Source organism: Streptomyces sp. NPDC047525 (assembly GCF_040643025.1).
GTDB classification, from domain to species: domain Bacteria; phylum Actinomycetota; class Actinomycetes; order Streptomycetales; family Streptomycetaceae; genus Streptomyces; species Streptomyces durmitorensis.
In genome coordinates, this window is record NZ_JBEYTL010000001.1 from 1010631 (window position 1) to 1032053 (window position 21423).

The 21423-nt window shown below is 69.8% G+C and carries 19 protein-coding genes; 8 read left to right on the top strand and 11 right to left on the bottom strand.

The window, feature by feature from the left end:
* Positions 1 to 11: 11 nt before the first annotated feature.
* From ABZ833_RS04740 to ABZ833_RS04765, 6 genes are all read right to left on the bottom strand, one after another.
* Positions 12 to 1898, bottom strand: a complete 1887-nt coding sequence (locus tag ABZ833_RS04740) for a family 20 glycosylhydrolase (RefSeq protein ID WP_361041378.1) — start codon at positions 1896 to 1898, stop codon at positions 12 to 14.
* 141 nt (positions 1899 to 2039) lie between these two features.
* On the bottom strand, positions 2040 to 2306 hold the full coding sequence (locus ABZ833_RS04745; protein ID WP_361040947.1) for a DUF4235 domain-containing protein: 267 nt from the start codon (positions 2304 to 2306) through the stop codon (positions 2040 to 2042).
* Positions 2303 to 2737 (bottom strand): DUF3618 domain-containing protein, encoded by a 435-nt coding sequence (locus ABZ833_RS04750; protein ID WP_361040949.1) that lies wholly within the window; start codon positions 2735 to 2737, stop codon positions 2303 to 2305. Before ABZ833_RS04750 ends, ABZ833_RS04745 begins: the two co-directional genes overlap by 4 nt.
* Entirely contained in the window at positions 2734 to 3105 is a 372-nt protein-coding gene (locus ABZ833_RS04755) for a phage holin family protein (RefSeq protein WP_249592706.1), read from the bottom strand. The genes ABZ833_RS04750 and ABZ833_RS04755 overlap by 4 nt, the downstream gene beginning before the upstream one ends.
* A 182-nt stretch (positions 3106 to 3287) precedes the next feature.
* Positions 3288 to 4274: a YihY/virulence factor BrkB family protein gene (locus ABZ833_RS04760; RefSeq protein WP_361040952.1), complete on the bottom strand. Its 987-nt coding sequence runs from the start codon at positions 4272 to 4274 to the stop codon at positions 3288 to 3290.
* Between the two features lie 123 nt (positions 4275 to 4397).
* On the bottom strand, positions 4398 to 4571 hold the full coding sequence (locus ABZ833_RS04765; protein ID WP_167828876.1) for a hypothetical protein: 174 nt from the start codon (positions 4569 to 4571) through the stop codon (positions 4398 to 4400).
* 307 nt (positions 4572 to 4878) lie between these two features.
* Here ABZ833_RS04765 and ABZ833_RS04770 point away from each other — a divergent pair, with 307 nt between their 5' ends.
* Positions 4879 to 5700, top strand: coding sequence for an SDR family oxidoreductase (locus tag ABZ833_RS04770; RefSeq protein ID WP_361040954.1), 822 nt, complete (start codon positions 4879 to 4881; stop codon positions 5698 to 5700).
* Between the two features lie 3 nt (positions 5701 to 5703).
* On the opposite strand, the gene ABZ833_RS04775 is transcribed toward ABZ833_RS04770, so the two are convergent.
* From ABZ833_RS04775 to ABZ833_RS04785, 3 genes are all read right to left on the bottom strand, one after another.
* Positions 5704 to 7206 (bottom strand): SDR family NAD(P)-dependent oxidoreductase, encoded by a 1503-nt coding sequence (locus ABZ833_RS04775; RefSeq protein WP_361040956.1) that lies wholly within the window; start codon positions 7204 to 7206, stop codon positions 5704 to 5706.
* 70 nt (positions 7207 to 7276) lie between these two features.
* Positions 7277 to 8641, bottom strand: coding sequence for a wax ester/triacylglycerol synthase family O-acyltransferase (locus ABZ833_RS04780; protein WP_361041381.1), 1365 nt, complete (start codon positions 8639 to 8641; stop codon positions 7277 to 7279).
* Between the two features lie 202 nt (positions 8642 to 8843).
* Positions 8844 to 11195 carry a GH92 family glycosyl hydrolase gene (locus ABZ833_RS04785; protein WP_361040959.1) on the bottom strand — a complete coding sequence of 784 codons (2352 nt, stop codon included), beginning with the start codon at positions 11193 to 11195 and terminating at the stop codon, positions 8844 to 8846.
* A gap of 166 nt (positions 11196 to 11361) precedes the next feature.
* On the opposite strand from ABZ833_RS04785, the gene ABZ833_RS04790 reads away from it, so the two are divergent.
* From ABZ833_RS04790 to ABZ833_RS04800, 3 genes are read left to right on the top strand one after another with little or no spacing between them, the layout of a single operon-like run.
* The gene (locus ABZ833_RS04790; protein ID WP_361040962.1) at positions 11362 to 11688 is read left to right on the top strand and encodes a metalloregulator ArsR/SmtB family transcription factor; all 327 of its coding nucleotides are present in this window, start codon (positions 11362 to 11364) and stop codon (positions 11686 to 11688) included.
* Positions 11685 to 12203: an SRPBCC family protein gene (locus tag ABZ833_RS04795; protein ID WP_361040965.1), complete on the top strand. Its 519-nt coding sequence runs from the start codon at positions 11685 to 11687 to the stop codon at positions 12201 to 12203. Before ABZ833_RS04790 ends, ABZ833_RS04795 begins: the two co-directional genes overlap by 4 nt.
* Before the next feature lie 59 nt (positions 12204 to 12262).
* Positions 12263 to 12868, top strand: a complete 606-nt coding sequence (locus ABZ833_RS04800) for a flavodoxin family protein (protein WP_361040968.1) — start codon at positions 12263 to 12265, stop codon at positions 12866 to 12868.
* A gap of 9 nt (positions 12869 to 12877) precedes the next feature.
* Here the strand turns inward: ABZ833_RS04800 and ABZ833_RS04805 are convergent, their stop codons facing one another.
* Both ABZ833_RS04805 and ABZ833_RS04810 read right to left on the bottom strand, forming a co-directional pair.
* The gene (locus ABZ833_RS04805) at positions 12878 to 13579 is read right to left on the bottom strand and encodes a hypothetical protein (RefSeq protein WP_361040970.1); all 702 of its coding nucleotides are present in this window, start codon (positions 13577 to 13579) and stop codon (positions 12878 to 12880) included.
* 81 nt (positions 13580 to 13660) lie between these two features.
* On the bottom strand, positions 13661 to 16270 hold the full coding sequence (locus ABZ833_RS04810; RefSeq protein WP_361041384.1) for a PA14 domain-containing protein: 2610 nt from the start codon (positions 16268 to 16270) through the stop codon (positions 13661 to 13663).
* A 201-nt stretch (positions 16271 to 16471) separates the two neighbouring features.
* On the opposite strand from ABZ833_RS04810, the gene ABZ833_RS04815 reads away from it, so the two are divergent.
* The 4 genes from ABZ833_RS04815 (at position 16472) to ABZ833_RS04830 (ending at position 21402) form a co-directional block, all read left to right on the top strand.
* Positions 16472 to 17485 (top strand): LacI family DNA-binding transcriptional regulator, encoded by a 1014-nt coding sequence (locus ABZ833_RS04815; protein WP_361040973.1) that lies wholly within the window; start codon positions 16472 to 16474, stop codon positions 17483 to 17485.
* A gap of 155 nt (positions 17486 to 17640) precedes the next feature.
* On the top strand, positions 17641 to 18738 hold the full coding sequence (locus ABZ833_RS04820) for an ABC transporter substrate-binding protein (RefSeq protein ID WP_361040975.1): 1098 nt from the start codon (positions 17641 to 17643) through the stop codon (positions 18736 to 18738).
* A gap of 1 nt (position 18739) precedes the next feature.
* Positions 18740 to 20260, top strand: a complete 1521-nt coding sequence (locus tag ABZ833_RS04825) for a sugar ABC transporter ATP-binding protein (protein ID WP_361040977.1) — start codon at positions 18740 to 18742, stop codon at positions 20258 to 20260.
* A gap of 179 nt (positions 20261 to 20439) precedes the next feature.
* On the top strand, positions 20440 to 21402 hold the full coding sequence (locus ABZ833_RS04830; protein WP_361040979.1) for an ABC transporter permease: 963 nt from the start codon (positions 20440 to 20442) through the stop codon (positions 21400 to 21402).
* Positions 21403 to 21423 lie beyond the last annotated feature (21 nt).

Consider the following 21423-nt stretch of genomic DNA (forward strand, 5'->3'; position numbering starts at 1 on the left):
GTGGGATCCGATCAGCCGTTGGTCAGGGTCCATGTCGCCGGCGTCCGTTGATCCGCCGGGTACTGCTGAAGCCGCCCGTCATCGGCGACGTGCACGGACATCCGCGTGATCGCGTTCGTCAGCCGGTGGCCGCCCGCCGTCTTCTCCAGCTGCCACCGCTGCAAGGTGTTGGCCGCGTCGCACGTCTCCCGTGTGACCGAACTGCCGGGCTCCAGAGGCACGTTGAGCGTGATCTTGCCGCTGCGGGTCTCCAGGCAGGTGCCGTCCGCCGCGGACTTCAGCGTGACGTAGCCGTCCGCGGTGCGCTTGACCTCGTAGGCGGCGGGCTGCGCATGTCCCTTGGTGTCCCGCAGGGTGTACGTTCCGTCCGCCACCGGCGGCTTCGTCAGGTCCCGCCAACCAGGCGCGTGTCCCACGGACTTGGCGCGTGCGGCGAAGTCGGCGTACGTCGGGTCCGGGTGCGCCGATCCCCAGGTGACCTGGGCGACATGGCTGAGCGGCATCGCCATGGAGGCCGCGACCTCGTTCTCGGTCTCACCCTTGCCGTTGTCCGGCCACAGGCTGATCTTCGCCCCGGTGATGCCGTCCCGCGACGCGAGCTTCTCGCCCTCGAAGCTGCGCGGGTCCCACGCCTTGTCGTACAGCGCCTTGGTGTCGGTGTGGAAGCCGCCGCGGACGAGGTAGAGGGAGTAGGCGGCGTTCTGCAACGGGTGGCCCTGACCGATGAGCTGGCTGGGCTTCGTCTTCACGTCGAGCCAGTGCTCCACGCTCGTGCCCGCCGCGACCGGCACGGTGTTCGCACCGGTCAGGCCGTCGTTCCAGATGCGCAGCTGCTTGCCCTTGCCCGCCGCGTACGTGTGCACCCGGTTGATGAAGTCGACGAAGGCGTCCTGCGGGGTCGCCTTCTCGCCGTACTTCTTCTTCGCGTACTCCAGGACGTGGGGGTACTTGGCGAAGTCGGAGCCGAGCATGTACTCGTCGGCGCCCATGTGCCAGGACTTCGCGGGGAACACCTCGGCGTACTCGTCGATGAGGCTCGTGTAGTACGCGAAGGCCTCGTCCTTGGTGACGTCGAGGCGCGAGGGCTGCGGCTTGCCGTCGGAGTCGGTGAGCTGGAGGTCGGTGCGCTGCTCCAGCCAAGGGTCCATATGGCCGGGCGAGTTGATCTCGGGGATGATCGTGACGTGGTACTTCTCGCCGAGCGCGACGAGACGGCGCATCTCGCTCTTGGTGTAGTAGCCCCAGCTGTTGGCCTCGGGGTGCTTGTCGCTCTTCACCTTGAGTTCGAGCAGCAGCTGGTTCTGTTTGTTGTACGCCATGTCGCGTACGAGGTTCTCCAGCCAGGGCGTCGAGATGTGGATGTAGCAGGCGCAGACACCCACCCCGCGCTCCTTGTACCGGGGCACGTCGACCGTGCGTCCGGCCGGGACGCGGTCACTCCTGGCGAGGAGCTGGAGGAGGGTGCGGGTCCCGTAGAAGGCTCCGGTCTCCGTCGCGCCGGTGATCTCCAGGCGTTCGCCCGCGCGCAGTTCGTACCCTTCGGCGCCGAGGGGCTTTCGCGTGGGGGCGACGTCGATCACGATGTCGCCGTCGCGCGGGGCGCCGCGGGTGACCGGCACCCTGCCCTCGCCCGCGGCACGCAGATCGTCGGCGAGGGTGCGGGCGACCTCGCGTGCCGCCTGCCCGTGTGCGACGAGCCGGGTGCCGGGCCCGTAGGTGTAACTCCCCTCGCCCGGCGCCCAGTCGGCGAGGGCGGGGACGGTGCGGGGCGGGTCCGGTGCGGGCTGCGGCGTCCCGGCGGCCTGAGCCGCCGGGACGGGCGCCGCGAGCAGCAGCAGGGCCACTGCGGCGCCTCTCAGCCTGCGGAGCCGCGCACGGGGCGCGAGCATCATGCGCATGTCAGTCATGACATCCGATGATTCAAGCGCCCCGTGGGGGTGTCAATGCATTGCACGCGGCAGGGACTTGGACATTTGCGCTGCCACGCACCGACCCATCGGATGAATTCCGGGCCGCTTGTCGGTCGAGCCAAGTGCGGGTCAGCCGGGCCAGGTGCCCGTCAGGCGGCGGGTGGCGACAGCGCCGCCGCGGTCGACGGCCGCCTTGACCACGGCGAAGATCGCGCCCTGCAGAGTGGCCGCCAGCAGGATCTCGCCCCAGCTGCGGTCCTCATCGGTGGCATCGGGCGCGTCCTCGTCGTGTCCCGCCACCTTCCACGCCTGTTTGAACAGCCCGCCCGCGGCCACACCGGCCAGCGCGCCGAGCGCCATGCCGACCGGCTTGTAGGCGATCTTCGATGCCTTCACGCGGCGCTCGCGTGCTTGCGCCTGCGCCGCACCAGCACGTACGCGACCACCAGCGTCGCGCCGCCCGCGAGGAAGGCGGTGCGGCGGCTTCGGACCTGCTCCGGTGCCTTGTCCTGCCACACCTCCGTCGCCTGTCCTGCCGCGGCCTTCACCTGCCCGGTGGCGGCGGCCGCCTTCTCCTTGACCTGGTCGGGCACCTTGTCCTGCAGCACATGGGCGGCCTCGGTGGCCTTCGCCATCGCCTGCCCACTGAGCTCCGCGGCCTTCGTGGCCGTCTGGCCCTTGATCGCGACAGCCTTGTCCTGCGCGCGGGCCTTGACGTCAGCCTTGGCCGCCAGCGCCTCGACCGTCTCCCCCAGGTCCTGGCGGGTCTGCTCGACCTTGGCGCGCAGTTCCCCGGGGCCGGCCGTGTGCTTGTCGGGCTGGTTCATCGCTGTGCACTCTCCTTGATCTCTGCGACATCGGCCTTCACGCCGTCGATGGCCTGCTCGGGGATCGGCGGGGCGGCCCGGCCGACTTCCTTCTTGCCGGTCATGGCAAGCACCGCGGCGATCAGACCGAGGACGGCGGTGACGATCAGCCCCGCCGCCCACACCGGAAGCGGCACGGCGAGCGCCGCGATCGCGGTGGCGACGAGAGCCTGCAGGGTGAGGAAGCCGACGAGACCGGCTCCGCCGAACAACCCGCTGCCCTTGCCGTAGCGCCTGGTCTTCTCCTTCATCTCCGCCTGTGCCAGACGCATCTCGCCGCGCACCAGCTCCGTCAGCTGCTGCGACGCGCGCTGCACGAGATCGCCCACCGGCTCACTGGCGGGGGCGGTCCGTCCGCCGCTGTCGCGGCCTGTGGTGTGCGGGCCTGTCTGGGCCATCGTCATCAACCTCCTGTCTGTTCTGCGGCCGAGTACCCCGATCTCCGGGATCGGCACATGGTCGAGGGCCTCGGTCCTGCCGGACGGCGGGGGCGGCCGGTGTCGGCCGGTGTTCAGTCCTCCATGCGCCGCCGGTCCTGCTCGTCCCACGCGCTGGTGTCGCGGGGCGGTACGTAGGGCTCCTCCTCAGGGGGAAGGCCACCGGCGATGGCGCGCTGACGCGACAGCTCCGCGTCGAACTCCAGGCCGAGCAGGATCGCGATGTTGCTGATCCACAGCCACACGAGGAAGACGATCACTCCGGCCAGCGCGCCGTAGGTCTTGTTGTAGGAACCGAAGTTGCCCACGTAGAAGGCGAACCCGGCCGACGCGATCAGCCAGATCACCAGGGCGATCACGCTGCCGGGGGTGATCCACTTGAAACCGCGGCCCTTCACGTTCGGCGTCGCCCAGAACAGCAGCGCGATCATGGAGGTCACCAGCACGACGAGCACCGGCCACTTCGCGATCGACCACGCCGTCAGTGCCGCGTCCCCGACGCCCAGGGCCGACCCCACGGTCTCGGCGATGCCGCCCGTGAACACCACGATGAGCGCGCTGACGACCGCCAGCGTCAGGAGCACCAGCGTCACGCCCACCCGGACCGGAAGCACCTTCCACACCGGCCGCCCCTCGGGCATGTCGTACACGGCGTTGGCGGTACGGATGAACGCCCCCACATACCCGGAGGACGCCCACACCGCGAGGACGATGCCGACCACCGCCATGAGGGAGCCGACGCCGCCCCGGCCCTCCAGCTGCCGCACGGCGTCGCCGATGATGTCCCGCGCCGAACCCGGCGCGAGCTCCTCGAGCGTCTCGAGGAGCCAGTCGATGGCGGACTTGCCCACGACGCCGAGGAGGGAGACCAGCACCAGAAGCATCGGAAACAGGGACAGCACGCCGTAGTAGGTCAGTGCCGCCGCCCGGTCGGCCAGCTCGTCGTCCTGGAATTCCCGGATCACGCCGGTGAGCACGGCCCGCCAGGACCGCTTCGACAACTGCGTCAGTTCATCCGGCGCGCGGTCCGCGCTGCGCTCGGCATCCGATGTCCCGTTCATACTCCCCGGGGTAACCCGCATCCGCCCGGCCATGCGTTCGGACCCACGCCGCTCCCCGCGGGACCGCACACGCCGCGTGCCCCCCGCCGGGGTCGGCAGGGGGCACGCGGCGAAGCGGAGGGATCAGTCGATACCGGGGAGGATGTGCGGCTCCGCGAGGTCGTCCTCGTAGCCGGCGAGGCGGATCGGTGCCGCCTTCGCCCACGAGTCCAGGTTGCTGAGCTTGCGTGGCCTGCCGGCCCGCTCGCCGCCTCGTTCCGCCGGTCGCTTTTCCTGCTTCGTCAAATCTGGTGTCACCGCGCACTCCTTTGTGTCGCGTAACGGAAGGACAAGGGCATTTCGGTCGCGGTGGCGCCGTTGTTCGGGCGGGATCGCGGCCACGGTTGCAAGCCTGTCCCGGGGCGGCTGAGGGGCGCTTGTGGATCCCCTGAAGGCCGTCCGTTGGCCTCAGATTAACCAAATGAGCGGGCGCGCGCTCTATGGGTTCCGCCGAAGGGGTTGATTTCAGACAGTTGATGACGGTGTGGGGGTGACCGACGGGCCGGAATCTCCTCAACGGGTCGGACCCATGGGCCTTTCCAGGCCTCCATGGGACCGTACGGAGATGACTTCTGCGCAGGCACGGGAGGGCGCGGTGGCTCTGGTGACCGGAGCCTCGCGAGGGATCGGGCTCGCCGTCGCGCGGGCCCTCGCGGAGTCCGGACATCGCCTTGTCGTCACCGCCCGCGACCCGGACGCCCTTCAGGTGGCGGTGGCCGGACTGCGCGCGGACGGCGCCGAGGCCCTCGGATGCGCGGGCGGCGTGGCTGATTCCGGTCGGTCCGAGGCGAGCGTGGCCCTCGCGATGCGCGCGTTCGGGCGGCTCGACGTGCTGGTGAACAACGCCGCGACGAACGCCCCTTACGGCCCGCTGATGGACGTCGACCTCACCCGGTGGCGCGCCGCCTTCACCGTGAACGTGGAGGCCGCGCTGCGCCTGACGCAGCTCGCCTGGCGGGCCTGGATGGGCGAGCACGGCGGCGCGGTGGTGAACATCTGCACCGAGGGCGCATCCCATGTGGGCCCGAACGTGGGCGCGTACGGCACCAGCAAGGCGGCGCTCCTGCACCTGACCGCGCAACTGGCGGGCGAACTCGCACCCTTGGTGCGGGTCAACTCCGTGTCCCCCGGCCTCGTCCGCACCGAGATGGCCCGCTTCGTGTGGGACGGCGCCGAGGAGCAGCTCGCCGCGAGCCTGCCGCTCGGCCGCATCGGCGCACCGGAGGACGTCGCGCGGGCCGTCACATGGCTGGTCTCGGATGCGGCCGAATGGGTGACGGGTGCCGATCTCCTCGTCGACGGCGGGACCAGGGTGCGCGCGGCGGCCGGCACCGCCGCGTACGCCGTGCACGACCGGCTGCGGTCGTCGGCGACCGGCGAGGCCTGACGGCTACCACTTGCCGGGTGCGTAGTCCTTCATGAAGACGCCGTACAGGTCGTCGCCCGCCTCGCCGCACACGACCGGGTCGTAGACGCGGGCCGCGCCGTCGATCAGGTCGAGCGGGGCGTGGAAGCCCTCCTCGGCGAGGCGCAGCTTGTCGTAGTGCGGGCGCTCGTCGGTGATCCAGCCGGTGTCGACCGAGGTCATGAGGATGCCGTCGGTCTGGAACATCTCCTGGGCACTGGTCCGCGTCACCATGTTGATCGCGGCCTTGGCCGCGTTCGTGTTCGGGTGGCCCGCGCCCTTGTAGCCGCGGCCGAAGACGCCCTCCATCGCCGAGACGTTGACGACGTAGGCACGGCCACTCGACGCCTTCTTCGCGGCGTCGGCCATAGCCGAGCGCAGCGCGCTGATCAGGATGAACGGCGAGGTGTAGTTGCACAGCTGGGTCTCGAGGAGCTCCACCGGGGAGATCTGCTCGATGGTCTGCACCCAGGTGTTGCTGTCGACGACGTCCGGGACCAGGCCGCCCGCGTCGATGGCCGTGCCGTCCAGGTGCCGGGCGACGCTGGCGTTGCCCGCGACCAGGGCCAGGTCGGCGACCTGCTGCGCGTCCAGGCCGCTGGTGCCCGCGGGCAGCGCGGCGCTCTCGCCGAGAACGCCCACCGCTCCCGAGTTGAAGTCGCCAATGACGGCGTGTGCGGGCAGCTCCCCGGCCGGCAGCGGCGCGCTCTCGCCCTCGACCAGGGCGGCGTAGGCGGAGGGCAGGCGGCGCACGGTCTGCGTCGCGTTGTTGATCAGGATGTCGAGCGGCCCCGCGGCGGCGACCTGCTCGGCGAGCGCGACGGACTGGGCCGGGTCGCGCAGGTCGATGCCGACGACCTCAAGGCGGTGCAGCCAGTCCGCCGAGTCGTCCATCGCCTTGAAGCGGCGGATGGCGTCCTTGGGGAACCGCGTCGTGATGGTGGTGTGGGCGCCGTCGCGCAGGAGGCGCAGCGCGATGTACATGCCGATCTTGGCGCGGCCTCCGGTGAGCAGCGCGCGCTTGCCGGTGAGGTCGGCGCGGGCGTCGCGCTTGGACCGGTTCAGGCGGGCGCAGTCCGGACAGAGCTGGTGGTAGAAGTAGTCGACTTCCACGTACCGGGTCTTGCAGGTGTAGCAGGAGCGCGGGCGCTGGAGTATCCCCGCGAGCCGGCCCTCGTCGGTCTGCGACGAGGGCAGCAGGCCCTCGGTCTCGTCGTCGATCCGCTCGGCGGAGCCGGTGGCGGTGGCTTCCGTGACGGCCTTGTCGTGCGCGGTCTTGGCGGCCCTGCGCTCCTGACGCCGACGCTGCTTCACCGTCCGGTAGATCCCGGCCGTGGCCCGGCGCACCGCGATCGCGTCGGGGTGGTCGACGTCGAGCTTGTCCAGTTCATCGAGCACGCTGAGGCAGACGGCGAGCCGGTCGGGGTCGATGCCGGGGCCATACTCGGCAGAACCGGCAGCCTCCAGGCTGTCCTCTGTCACCGTCATCGCCGCTGTCCTCGCGTCACTCATGCCGCGGCTCGTCTGGGTGACCGCGGAAGCTCCAAAGAAGAGAACTTTACGTAGCGACGGCCTCCTCTACCAAACGCGGACGGTTCACGCACGCTTCGACGAGCCCCGCGAGCTCCTCCCGCACGCTGCGCGCGAGGACATCCAGATCGGGTACGGCGGCCGCGTCCGCGACCAGACCGAAGTGCACCCGGCCCCGGTACGTCGACACCGCCACGGCGAGCGCCTGCCCCTGGGCGAGCGGCGCGAAGGGGTACACGGCGGCGAGCGGGCAGCCCCCGAGCTTCAGGCCGAGGCTGGGCAGCGGGACGCTGGTGACGAGGATGTCGAAGAGCAGCCGGGCGGCCTGTGCGACGACGGGTCCGCCGATGCGGTGGCCCAGCGACGGCACGTGATCGGCGAGCAGGGCGACCGCGCCGGCGCCGCGGTTCGGGCCGGCGTCCTTGTTGCGGTCCATGGCGGCTCGCACCGTCCGCAGCCGCGCGACCGGGTCCGGCTCTCCGACGGGCAGCCTGACCAGATACCCGGAGAGCCGGTTGCCGGGCGGCTGTGCGCCGCGCGGCCTGCGCCGGGAGACGGGGACCAGGGCGCGCGGCTCCACGCCCTCGCTGCCGTCGCCCCGCTCGTCGAGCCAGCGGCGCAGCGCTCCGGCGACCACGGCGATCAGTACGTCGTTGACGGTGCCGCCCACGGTCTTGCGCACGCGGTGCACGTCGTCCAGGTCGAGCAGCACCCCCGCGGTGCGCCGCGTGCCGGTGGCCCGGGACGTGAGGGCGGCGGACGACCGTACGCCCAGGGTGGCGCGGGCGACCGACGAGCCGATGTCCAGGGCCTGCCCCACGTCGCTGACGGTGTCGCGGACAAGGCCCGGCAGCTTGCGCGGGTCGGGCAGCCAGGACCACCCCGAGGCCTCGGGCCCCGCGGGCGCAGGACGCGGGGCGGGCAGGTCCATGGGGTCCATGACCGCCGCCGCCAGCATCAGGGCGCGCAGCCCGTCCGCGAGCGCGTGGTGGAACTTGAACAGCACGGCGAAGGACGTGCCGTCGTCGCCCGGCAGCACATGCGCCTCCCACGGCGGCCTGCCGCGCTCCAGAGGGCGCTGCATGAGCACGCCGGCCGCCGCGTGGAAGTCCCGCACGGGCTCGGCGAGGCGGACGTGGTCCAGCGGGTCGAAGGCGGGCGCTGCCGTGCGGACGGCCCCGCCGACCGGCAGCCAGACCGAGCGGATCCGCAGCCGCAGTCCGGGCACGGAGGCCGCACGTGCGGCGAGGAGCTGGGCGGCGCGCTCGGCCGCACCGGGCGATTCGGCGTCGAAGACGCCGAGGGCACCCAGGTGCATGGGGTGTTCGGCGGATTCGATGTTCCAGAAGGCGAGGTCGAGAGGTGCGAGCAGGTCGGAGGAGTCGGGGCTCAGCGTTTTCAACGGTCTGCTCTCGCGTCGAGGACGATGCGGGGGGCGTGAACGTGCAGTCAATCGCCGTTGCGCGACTACGGTCAAGTACGATCAAGCTACGCACAGTTAACAACAGATTAAGGCCCGCCCCTCTGGGAAGGGCGGGCCTTGTGGTGCGCAAGTGGCGTATGTCCTACGTCACTTCACCATCGGTCGGCGTACGTCACTTGAGCGCGGGCGGCGCCGCCTGCTCCGAGGTACCCCACTCCGAGGGCTTGTCGCCCACCGTGAAGGAGAGCTCGCGCGTGTCGCGGATGTCGTCGGTCGTCAGATACGTCTTGCCGTAGTCGGCGCCGTCCGCGCGCGCCGACTGGATGTACCGGGCGGAGTCCGACGTGCCCGGCGCCTTCACCGTGAGGCGCCCCTTCGGGTAGTAGCGGCGGTCGAGGGTGAGGTCGACGCGCTCGAAGACGGGCGTCGACAGACCCCACGTGTCCGTGCCGGGCTGGACCGGGAAGACGCCGATCGAGGACAGGACGTTCCAGGCGGACATGGTGCCGAGGTCGTCGTTCCCGGTCATGCCGGTCGGGGTGTCCGTGAAGAGGGTGAGCGCGGCGTGCACCACGTCGGTGGTCTTCCACGGCTGGCCCGTCGACAGGTACGTGTACGGGGCGATGAGGTCCGGCTCGTTCTGCGGGTTGTACTTGTCCGCGTTGTAGTAGTCGTAAGGACCGTTGACCCACACCTCGCGGGCGGTCTTCGCCGGGTCCTTCAGGAGCTCCTCGTAGGCGAAGAAGGAGTCGAGGCGGTCGTTGGTGGCCTGCTTGCCGCCGATGAGGCCGACCATGCCGGGCAGGTCCTGCGGGACGAGCCACTGGTACTGCCAGGACGTGCCCTCGTGGAAGCCCTCGCTCTTGGCCGGATCGGCGGGCCCGGTGAAGGCACCGGCCTTGTCCCGCGCACGGAAGAACCCGGTCGAGGCGTCGAAGATCTTCCGGTAGTTCTGCGCACGCTCCGCATACCGCTTCGCATCGGCGTCGTGCCCCAGCTCACCGGCCATCTGCCCGAGCATCGCGTCCGAGAGGGCGTACTCCAGGGTCGCGGAGGCGCCGTGGTCGTAGTCCGAGTCGCCGGGCTTGGCGTGCGGACGGCCCTTGATGTACGGCGCGAAACCGTCGCTCAGATACTCCTTGTTGGCCTCGCGTCCCACGGGCGCCGATTCGACGGGCGGCACACCGTCGGCGTTCTTCTTCAGCGCGCGGTACGCCTCCTCCTCATGCCCCTTCAGCAGACCCTGCTGGTAGGCGTTGGTGAGGAAGGGGGTGACCGGGTCGCCGGTCATGATGTTCGTCTCGACCGTGCCGTAGCCCCACTTGGGCAGCCAGCCGCTCTCCTCGTCGATCTTCAGGACGGAGAGCGCCATGTCGCGGGACTCGTGCGGCGCGAGCAGGGAAAGGAGCTGCGCCTGGGTGCGGTAGGTGTCCCACAGGGACCAGTTCTGGTAATACGTGAATCCCCCGTCATCAGCAGTGCGGTGGGTCTTCTGGTCCCAGCCCGTGTACCGGCCGTCGACGTCGCTGCCGATGTTCGGCGCGAGGAACGAACGGTAGAGGGACGAGTAGAAGGTGCGGCGCACGGTCTCGCTGCCGCCCTGCGCCTTCACGTCGTCGAGCCGGTCCTCCCACGCCCGCTGGGCCGCCTTCGCCACGTGGTCGTACGAACGCCCGCCCTCCGCACGGAGGTTGAGCGCGGCGCCCTTGGCGTCGACGTACGAAAGAGCGGTGGTCGCCTCGACGGTGCGGTCCTTGGAGGTGTCGAACCGGACGTAGGCGCCGTTGCGCTCCTCGCCCGCCGACGACGTCTTGGAACCCGCGGTGACGGTGTCGCCCTTCCAGGTGCCCGACGTGGCGAAGGGGCGGTCGAAGCGGGTGACCGTGTAGACCGTGTACGGCTTGGTGTCCTGGCAGAAGCCGCTGCCGGTGATCGCCGTGCGGACCGTGCGGCTGTCGAGGATCTCGACCTTGGTGCTGCCCGTCTTGTGCAGCGACTGGCCCGCGTTGAGCAGGACGTTGGCCTTGTCGGTGGCGGGGAAGGTGTAGCGCTGCACGCCGGTGCGCTTGGTGGCGGTCAGCTCGGCGTCGATGCCGGACTTGAGGCCCACCTGGTACGCGCCGGGGCTCGCCTTCTCGTCGTCGTGGCTGAACTCCGCCGCGTACTTGGCGTAGTCCGTCTCCTTGACGTCACCCGTGGTGGGAAGCACCGGCAGATCTCCGCCCAACCCGCAGCCCACGCCCGAGAGATGCACGGTCGAGAAGCCGCGGATGTGGGTGTCGGAGTGGTCGTAGCCGGTGTTGTGCCCGGTGTCGGGCGAGAACTGGACCATGCCGAAGGGCACGGCCGCTCCGGGGTAGGTGTTGCCCTCGTTCTCGGTGCCGATGAACGGGTTGACCAGGTCGGTCAGTCGACCGTCGCCTGCCGGGGCGGCCTGGGCCGCCGGTATGGCGAGGGCTCCCCCGAGGAGCGCGGCCGCGGCCACCGCCACCCCCGTACCGCGTAGCCGTTGGGTCCATCTCATGGGTGGGAACGCCTCCTTGGACAACGTTGTCACAGCGCGGAACGCGATCATTCTTCGGGGGTGGCGTCGCGTGCGTCAAGGGGTGGGAGGCCGCCATCGAGGGGCGACACCGGAGGCTGCCTCATATCAGCTTGCCTTTATATAAGCGACGCGTGATACTCGATCCATGGACGTGTTCGAAGCTGTGGCCGAGCCGAGCCGGAGGGCCCTGCTCGACGCGCTCGCGGAGGGTGAGCGGTCCGCGGGCGAGCTGGTCGCACTGCTCCCGGAGCTGACGCAGCCCGCCGTCTCCCGCCATCTGCGGGTCCTTCGGGAGGTCGGCCTGGTCGAGGTGCGCGCGGACGCGCAGCGCAGGATCTACGCGCTGCGCCCCGGCGGCCTCGCCGAGGTCGACGCGTGGATCGGCCGCTACCGCCGCTACTGGGCGGACCATCTCGGCGCCCTGGAACAGCACTTGGCACGCACGCACAAGAAAGCGGAGGGACCGTCGTGAGCGATCACCTCGGGGAACTGGCAGGGGAACTGGCAGGGGAACTGGCACTCGACGGAGGGCAGACCGTCCTCACCTTCGTCCGGCACCTGCCCTATCCGGTCGAGGCGGTCTGGTCCGCCATCGCCGACCCGGAGCAGCGGGCCGCCTGGTTCGGCAAGACACTCATCGAGGGCCGCGCGGGCGGTGTCATCGACATGGTGCCCACGGGTCCGGCCAACCCCGTCCAGGACAAGCGGATGACGGGCCGGATCCTCGTCTGGGATCCGCCGCACGTGCTGGAGCACGAGTGGAAACAGGCCCTCGCCGAGGACGGCGTGGTGCGTTACGAGCTGACGCCCGACGGCGAAGGCACCGTGCTCACCTTCACCCACCGCGGCCTGAGCGTGCCCAACGCCAAGGAGTTCGGGCCCGGCACGCACGCGTACCTCGACCGGCTCGCCGCGCACTTGGCCGGGACGCGCGTCCCCGGGTGGCGCGAGCGCTATGCGGAAGTCGCCCCCGACTACCCGGCCTGAAGCGACCGGACCCGACCTGCTCTCAGCACACCAGCCCCGGACACACGAGGAGTCACACCATGTCCGCTTCCATAGGCATCAACCGGCCCGGCGTCGTCGTCGCCCACCACTCGGGATGGGGGCACACCGCCGCCCTCGCCGACGCGGTGGCCGAGGGCGCTCGCCTGGCGGGCGCCACGGTCACCACGCTGGCCGTCGGCCAGATCACCGAGGAACAGTGGACCGTCCTCGACGAGGCGGACGCCATCATCTTCGGCAGCGCCACCTACATGGGCAACGTCTCGGCGGGCTTCCAGACCTTCGCCGAGCTCTCATCGCGCCGCTGCATGACCGGCGCGTGGCGGGACAAGGTCGCCGCGGGGTTCGTCAACTCCGGCTCCAAGAGCGGCGACAAGCTGCACGCGCTGATGTCCCTCTCCGTGCTCGCCGCCCAGCACCACATGCACTGGGTCAACCTCGGTCTCGTTCCCGGCTGGAACAGCTCCACCAGCAGCGAGCAGGACCTGAACCGGCTCGGGTTCTTCCTCGGCGCCGGAGCGCAGACCGACACCGACGTGTCGGCGGAGCACGTCCACAAGTCCGACGTGCTCACCTGCCGGCACCTGGGCGGCCGGGTGGCCGAGGTGACGGCCCAGCTCCTCGCGGGGCGGACCGCCGCGGCCTGAGACCCCGGGTCAGCCGGTGTGCAGCCACACCCGCAGCGGTCCGATCGGCGTGAACCCCTGAGCGACCGCGGCGTCCAGGCTCTCGCCGCTCTCGTATCCGACGACGGGCAGGTCCGGCCAGAGCCGGGCGACCTCCGCAAGGCAGCCCGCCCAGGCGGACTCCTCGTCGGCCGATGTGAACAGGTTCGAGACACCGACCGCCGACGCGCCGGGGCTCGCAATGGCGCCCGCCACGATCCGCCCCTCGGCGTATGCGGCAAGGAACGTCGTGCCGTCGGAGAGCAGCCCCGGACGGAACAGGCCTGTGCCCTCCTCGCCGTCGTTCCAGGCGGTCTCCCACGCGGGCAGGGACTCGGGGCTCTTGATCTGCTCCCAATCGAGGCTCGCGGCAATGGGAGTCGGACCCGCTTCCCGGCGGATCCACTGGGCTTCGAACAGCACCTCGAAGCCCAGTGGCTCCAGATCCAGGCAGGCGAAGCTGTCCTTGACGGAGCAGCCCGGTGACGCCGTGTCGATCCGGGCCACCAGGCCGGCCGCCGACGCGTCGGGGGTGAGCGTCACGGCATCGGGATACAGCGGCGGTGTCCGGCGCGCGCTGCTCCACATCCCTGCGCCGAACTCCCCCCGCAGTCCGTGCGTGCGGCAGACCGCGTCGCACCACTCGGCGTTGTTGCGGGCCGCGGCCCCTGCCCACTCGTTCTCGTTGATCACGGGGCGATCGTGCCAAGCGGGCGGGCCCGCGTCCACGGGTTAAGCGCTCCGGCCCACCGGGCCGGAGCGCCCAACGCCTCGTCAGGAGCCGGAGCAACCCGCCGGGTCCGGCCGCGACGCATCGCCGATCAAGGCTTCATGGGCTGCCTTGAGCCGCTTCACGTCGGGCTTGACGACCCTGCGGTCGTACGTCAGCAGGCCGTTCAACTCGCCCTCCACATCGGAGATCTGCGTGTAGACGGCGCCGTTGCCGCCCTTGCAGGCGAGCTTGTGCACCTCGTCGAGCTTCGTGAGGTAGTCGTCCGTGTACGTCGCCGGGTCCACGTCGACGTAACTCTGCTGGACGGACCAGGCGTGCCCGGGTACCGCGAGTCCGAGTCCGCCGTACTCCCCGTTGATCTGGGCCCGTACGCCGTCCGGCTTGGGCGGCAGTGCCGGGCTCGGGTAGCCGTGCTCGTCCATGATGTCGCCGGTGCCGCCGTCGGCACCGAGGTTGAGGCCCGACATGCCGTTGACCAGGCGGGTCGGGTCCCAGGACTTGGCCTGGGTGGCGATGCGGCCCTGGTCGTACTGGCCCCAGCCCTCGTTGAAGGTGACCCACATGACGATCGACGGGTGGTTCGCGTGCTCGTCGATCATCTGCTTCATCTCGCTCTCGTACTGAGCGCGAGCGGCCGTGCTCGGGTTGCGGTCCGAGCGCATCGAGGGCATGTCCTGCCAGACCATCAGGCCCAGCTTGTCCGCCCAGTAGAACCAGCGATCAGGCTCCACCTTGATGTGCTTGCGGACCGAGTTGAAGCCCATCTCCTTGTGCATCTTGAGGTCGTACGCGAGCGCCTCGTCGGTCGGCGCCGTGTGCAGGCCGTCCGGCCAGAAGCCCTGGTCGAGCGTGGCCATCAGGAACTGCGGCTTGCCGTTGAGCATCGTGCGCGGGGTGCCGTTCACCTTCTCCACCGCGATCGTGCGCATCCCGAAGTAGCTCTTGACCTGGTCGCGGCCGACGGTCACCTTCAGGTCGTAGAGGAAGGGATCGTCCGGCGACCAGAGGCGCGGATCGGCGATCTTCAGCTTGAGCGGTGTGCCCGTGCGTCCGCTCGCCTCGGCGACCTTCTTCTTCCCTTCGTACGCGACCGCCTTGACCGGCACTCCGTCGCGTACGCCCTTGGGCTCGACGGTGACCTGCTGGGTGGCCACGTCGGGCGTGATCTTGAGCGAGTCGGCGTGGTCGGCGGCCACCGGCTCCATCCACACCGTCTGCCAGATGCCGGACGACGGGGTGTACCAGATGCCGCTGGGGTCCAGGCGCTGCTTGCCGACGGGCGGGTTCTCGCCGTCCTTGGAGTCGGTCGGGTCATAGACGCCGACGATCAGCTCCTGGGTCTTGCCCGGCTTGAGGGCGTCCGTGATGTCGGCGCTGAACTTGTCGTAGCCGCCCTTGTGTTCGGCGACCTTCTTGCCGTTCACGAACACCTCGGACTGCCAGTCGACCGCGCCGAAGTTGAGCTTGAGGCGCTTGCCTTCGCCGACCTTCCAGCCCTCGGGGACGGTGAAGGTCCTGCGGTACCACATGCGGTCCTCGTGCCGCTCCAGGCCGGAGAGCTGGGACTCCACGGGGTAGGGGACGAGGATCTTCTCGCCGAGCTGCTTGCCGACCGGGGGCTTCTCGCCGGCCTTGGCGGAGGCGAACTGCCAGGAGCCGTTGAGGTTGCGCCAGGCGTCACGGGTCAGCTGGGGGCGCGGGTACTCGGGAAGCGCGTTGTCCGGGCCCACCTTGTCGGCCCACTTGGTGCGCAGCTGGTGCTCGGAGTGGTTGGGGCCGCTGCTCCAGAACGCGGCGACCGCCTTGCCGTCGTCACCACTCAGGCCGCCCTTGCCGTCGTAGCGCAGGTCGGCGGTGCCCTTGGCCGTGCCCGTCTTGTTGCCGACGACGGGTTCCTTGAGGCCCACCAGGAGCGCGCGCGGGTCCTTGGGGTCGGGCTTGACCGTGCTGATGGGCCACTTGGCGCCGCCGATGACCGCCTCGATGTGGGTGGCGAGATCGCTGGGGGGTGCGGCCAGCTCCTGCGCGAAGTCGAGCTTCAGGGTGCGGCCGTCCTTGAGGACGGTGGCGGAGGTGGCTCCGTCGTACTCGAAGCCGTCGGGGAGGCGGAAGGCCGACTGCGGGACGGCTTCCTTGGTGCCGCCGGGCTCGGTCCAGCGCAGGTGGAGGTTGGAGCCGCCGTAGTGCTCGAAGTACTCGACCTTGATGTCGTAGGCCTTGCCCGCCGTCAACTCGACCGGCTGCGCGGTCTGTTCCTTGTCCCAGTCGTCGACCCAGTGGTCGATGGCGAGCTTGCCGTCGACCCAGAGCCGGAAGCCGTTGTCGCCGATCATGGAGAAGGTGTGGGATCCGGTCTTCTCCGGGACGACCTTGCCGGTCCAGCGAACGGTGGCGTCATCCGCCTTCCCGGTGGCGAAGGTCAGGCGCGGGTCGAGGTTGTCGAAGTCGATGCGCTGGTCGAAGCCGGTGGCCTTGAGCTCGTGGAAGTCGAAGGCGCCGGGGGCGGACTGCGTGTAGTACTCGCCCTTCAGGCCGTGGACCTCGGGGGGTTCGTCGGCGGCGGTCGCGGCCGGCACGGCGGTGAGTCCGGCGAAGGCGAGGGCGACGGTGAGCAGCAGTATCAGCTGCCTGCGGAGTCGTCTGTGACGGATGGGGCGCACGGATCCTCCTTTGCTTGAAGCGGTGCTCGAAGGCTGAGGAAGGGTGGCGGCTCGCCGCTCCAGTCGGTACAACGAGTCTGTACAACGTTGGAAGGAACGGCAGTTGGCATGACAGCACGCCCCTCGGCGCGCTGTCCAGGGCCATGACAAACACCCCAGGACAGGGGTCCACGTCGACGCAGGGAGCTGCACGTGCGGGTTAGCCTCAAAGACGTCGCGGAACACGCGGGCGTCTCCATCAAGACCGTCTCGAACGTGGTGAACAAGTATCAGCACGTCACCCCGGCGATGCGGGCGCGTGTCCAGGAGGCGATCGACGAGCTGGGCTACCGACCGAATTTGACGGCGCGTCACCTGCGGAAGGGCCGTACGGGCATCATCGCGCTCGCCGTTCCCGAGCTGGGCAACCCGTACTTCGCCGAGCTGGCCGGTGCGGTCATCGACGCGGCGGCCGAGCACGATTTCACCGTCCTGCTCGACCACACCCGCGGCGAACGCGAGCAGGAGGTCCTGGTCAGCCAGGGTTTCCGGGCCCGGGTGATCGACGGTCTGATCCTGAGCCCGCTCGAGCTGGAGGCGGACGACCTGCTCGGCCGCGAGGACGACGTGCCGCTGGTGCTGCTCGGCGAGCGCCAGTACGACCTGCCGTACGACCACATCGCGATCGACAACGTGGCCGCGGCCCGCATGGCGGTGCGCCACCTCATCGGCCGCGGCCGCTCCCGCATCGCGTATCTCGGTGCCCGCACGGACTCCGCGAACCGCCCCGCGAACCTCCGACTCCAGGGCTGGCGCGAGGAGTTGACGCAGGCGGGGATAGCCGCGCCGGACAATCTGGTGGGCCCGGTCGGCGGCTGGAACCGCTGGGACGGGGCGAAGGCGATGGCGCGGATGCTGGACGCGGGAGTGCGGCCCGACGCGGTCTTCGCGTACAACGACCTGGTGGCCATCGGCGCCATGCGGGTGCTGCACGAGCGCGGTCTGCGCGTGCCGTGGGACGTGGCGGTGGTCGGCTTCGACGACATCGCCGAGGGCCAGTTCGGGGCGGTCACGCTGACCACGGTCTCGCCGGACAAGCAGGCCATCGCCCGCCTCGCGGTGGCCTCGCTGCTGCGCAGCCTGGAGGGTGCGGGAGAGCCCGAGGGCCGTGAACTCACCGCGGAATTCCGCCTGGTGGAGCGCGAGAGCACGCTGGGCCGACGCTGAGCGGCCACGTCGGCGGCGGGGGCCTCCCCTTGCGCGGAGGGTTTACAGGGTCCTTCCAACGATGTAAAAAGCTCCCCGTACCGCCGAGTTGACCGTAAGTGCCGATCCTCCCGTGAGCGCTCTCAGCGCCGGGGCCGTGCCGTTTTGGGGACTCCATGAAGCCGACCACACGCCTTAGCCGCACCTCAGCCAGGACCCTCCTCGCCGCCGGTCTCGCCGCGAGCCTCGCGCTCGCCACCGGATGCGCCAAGTCCGAGGACGACGGCGACAAGAGCTCCGCGTCACAGGACCAGGGCGACTCGGGCCAGGTCGTCTCGGAGCCGAGCGAGGGCAGCGGACCGACCTGCGCGATAGACGCCTACGGCGGCAAGAAGCTGGACCTCAAGACCGCCACCGTCGGCTTCTCCCAGTCGGAGAAGGAGGCCAACCCCTTCCGCATCGCGGAGACGGCGTCCATCAAGGCCGAGGCGAAGAAGCGCGGCGTCAAGCTGCTCACCGCCAACGCCCAGTCGCAGTTCTCCAAGCAGATCAGCGACGTCCAGGACCTCATCGCCAAGGGCGCCGACCTGCTTGTCATCGCACCGCTGAACTCCGACGGCTGGGAGCCGGTGCTTCGCGCGGCCTCCGCCAAGCACATCCCGATCGTCACCATCGACCGCAAGATCAACGCCAAGGCCTGCAAGGACTACGTCAGCTTCATCGGCTCCGACTTCGTCGAGCAGGGCAAGCGCGCGGCCGACCAGATGATCAAGTCGACGGGCGGCAAGGGCAAGGTCGCGATCCTGCTCGGCGCGGCGGGCAACAACGTCACCACCGAGCGCACCAAGGGCTTCCAGGACCGCATCAAGGAGAAGGCCCCCGACCTGAAGGTCGTCTTCAAGCAGACGGGCGAGTTCGCCCGCGAGAAGGGTCAGCAGGTCACCGAGCAGCTCATCCAGTCCAAGCCGGACATCACCGGGATCTACGCCGAGAACGACGAGATGGGCCTCGGCGCCGTCAACGCCCTCAAGGGCGCGGGCAAGAAGGCCGGCGACGTGAAGATCGTGACGGTCGACGGCACGCGCAACGCCGTGCAGGGCATCGTCGACGGCTGGATCGACGGCGTCATCGAGTCGAACCCGCGCTTCGGCCCGCTCGCCTTCCAGACCCTGGACACCTTCACCAAGGGCACCAAGGTCTCGCAGGACATCGTGATCAAGGACAGCGCGTACACGAAGACCAACGCCAAGGCGGACCTCGGCAAGGCCTACTGAAATGCCTGACGTCCTCTCAGTGTCCCGTCTCACCAAGACATTTCCCGGAGTACGAGCCCTGGACGCGGTCGACTTCACCGCTCGCTCCGGTGAGGTGCACGCCCTGATCGGCGAGAACGGCGCGGGCAAGTCCACCCTGATCAAGGTACTCACAGGCGTCTACGCACCGGACACGGGCGACCTGATTTACAACAACCACCAAGTCGCCTTCGCCACGCCCTTGGAGGCCCAGCACGCGGGCATCTCCACCATCTACCAGGAGGTCAACCTCGTCCCCCTGATGAGCGTGGCCCGCAACCTCTTCCTCGGCCGCGAGCCACGCGGCCGTCTGGGCCTCATCGACTTCCGCCGCATGCACCGCGAGGCCGGCGAGGCCCTGCAACGCCTCGGCATCACCGTCGACGTTCGCCGCCCCCTGCGCGAACTCGGCGTGGGAACCCAGCAGATGGTGGCCCTGGCCCGAGCGGTCTCGGTCGACGCGCAGGTCGTCATCATGGACGAGCCGACGTCGTCCCTCGAACCCCGCGAGGTCCAGACCCTGTTCGGCGTCATCCGCATGCTGCGGGACCGCGGCATCGCGGTGATCTACGTCAGCCACCGCCTGGAAGAGCTGTACGAGGTGTGCGACACGGTCACGGTTCTCCGCGACGGCAAGCTGGTGCACACAGGCCCGATAGCAGAGCTCGACCGGCTCCACCTCGTCTCCCTCATGCTGGGCCGGGAGGTCGGAGAGGTCCGCGAAGAGGGCGCGACCAAGTTCTCCGGAGACCACGCCCCGGACACCCGGCCCATCCTCCAGGCAAGCAACCTCACCATGCGCCACCACCTCCACGATGTCTCGGTCGAGATCCGCCCCGGCGAAGTGGTGGGCCTCGGAGGCCTTCTGGGCTCGGGCCGCAGCGAGACGGCAAAGGCCATCGCAGGCGCACTGCCCCCCGACTCCGGAAACGTACGGATCGCCGGAGTCCCGGTCCGCACCGGGTCACCCCCGGCGGCCATCCGTGCCGGGATCAGCCTCCTCCCCGAGGACCGCAAGGCCGAGGGCATAGTCTCCGGCCTCTCGGTCCGCGAGAACATCGCCCTTGCCGCACTCCCCCGCCTGTCCCGCTTCGGCCTGGTGGACGAGTCGGCGATCGACGCCATCGTGGACACCTTCATGAAGCGCCTGCGCATCAAGGCGTCGGGCCCACACCAAAAGGTGGGCGAACTGTCGGGCGGCAACCAGCAGAAGGTCCTCCTGGCCCGCTGGCTCGCCATGAACCCCAAGGTCCTCCTCCTCGACGAGCCCACCCGAGGGATAGACATCGGCGCGAAGGCCGAAGTCCAAAAGCTGATCGACGAGTTGGCCAACGACGGCCTGGCCGTGCTCCTCATCTCCTCCGACATGGAGGAACTCATCGAGGGCTCCGACCGGGTCATCGTCCTCAAGGACGGCACGGTGATCGAAGAACTGACGGGCCCCCAGGTCACAGAGGACGCCTTGATGCGAGCGATAGCAACAACGGGGAGCCCCAGTGACTAGCCCCCAACTCACCTGCGGCCGCCAAGCCGACCGGAGGGGACGTGCCGGTATGTCCGCCCGGAGCACGGTTCGCGGCGCTCCGGCGCCGAAGCACCAAGGCGGCCACCGGACGATAGCGAGGACGGACATACCGGCGCGGCCCCGCCCCACAGACAAGCCAAGGCGCACCCGGAGTACCCATGACTGACCTCGCCCTGGGAGGCAAAGCAGCCGACCGCGAGCGCATCCTCCGCTACCTCCAGTCCTACGGCGTCTACCTGGGCGTAGCCGTCCTCCTGCTCCTCAACATCGCCGTGACCCCCCACTTCCTCTCGGCAGAGAACTTCCGCACCCAAGCGGTCCAGGTGGCCCCGGTCCTCATCGTCGCCCTGGGCATGGCGCTGGCCATCGGCAGCGAGGGCGTGGACCTCTCCGTCGGCTCGGTCATGGCGCTCTCCACGTCCCTCCTCTCCCTCTACCTCGGCTACGGCACCTGGATCGCGCTCATCGTCGCGATCATCGGCGGCGCGGCCATCGGCCTCGCGAACGGCTCCCTCATCGCGTTCATAGGCGTCCAACCCATCGTCGCCACCCTGGCGTTGATGGTCGCGGGCCGCGGCCTCGCCCTCGTGCTGCTCCCCCAGCTCAAGGACGTACGCGACCCGACCATGGCGTCCCTCGGCTCCGGCGACGTCCTCGGCATCCCCTACCTCGTCCTGATCGCGGCAGCACTCGCACTCCTCGTCGCCTTCGTCGTCCGCCGCACCACCTTCGGCCGCCAGCTCCTCGCCATCGGCGACAGCCGCCCGGCAGCCCGCCTCGCGGGACTCCCCGTACGGCGCGTCCTGATCCTGGTCTATGTCTGCTCGGGCGCACTCGCCGCCATCGCGGGCGTCCTGGCGACGGCCCGCCTCACCGCAAGCGACCCGACGTCACTCGGCAACCTGATGGAACTGTCCGCGATCACCGCGGTCGTGGTCGGCGGCACACCGCTCAGCGGCGGACGCGTACGGATCGGCGGGACCGTGGCGGGCGCCGTGCTGATCCAGCTGCTCACCGCCACGCTCATCAAGCACGATCTGCCGCCCTCCTGGACACAGATCGCCCAGGCCATAGTGATCATTCTGGCCGTCTACGCGGCACGTGAGAGGGGCAAGCGGTGACAGGCACCGTCCTATCCGAGG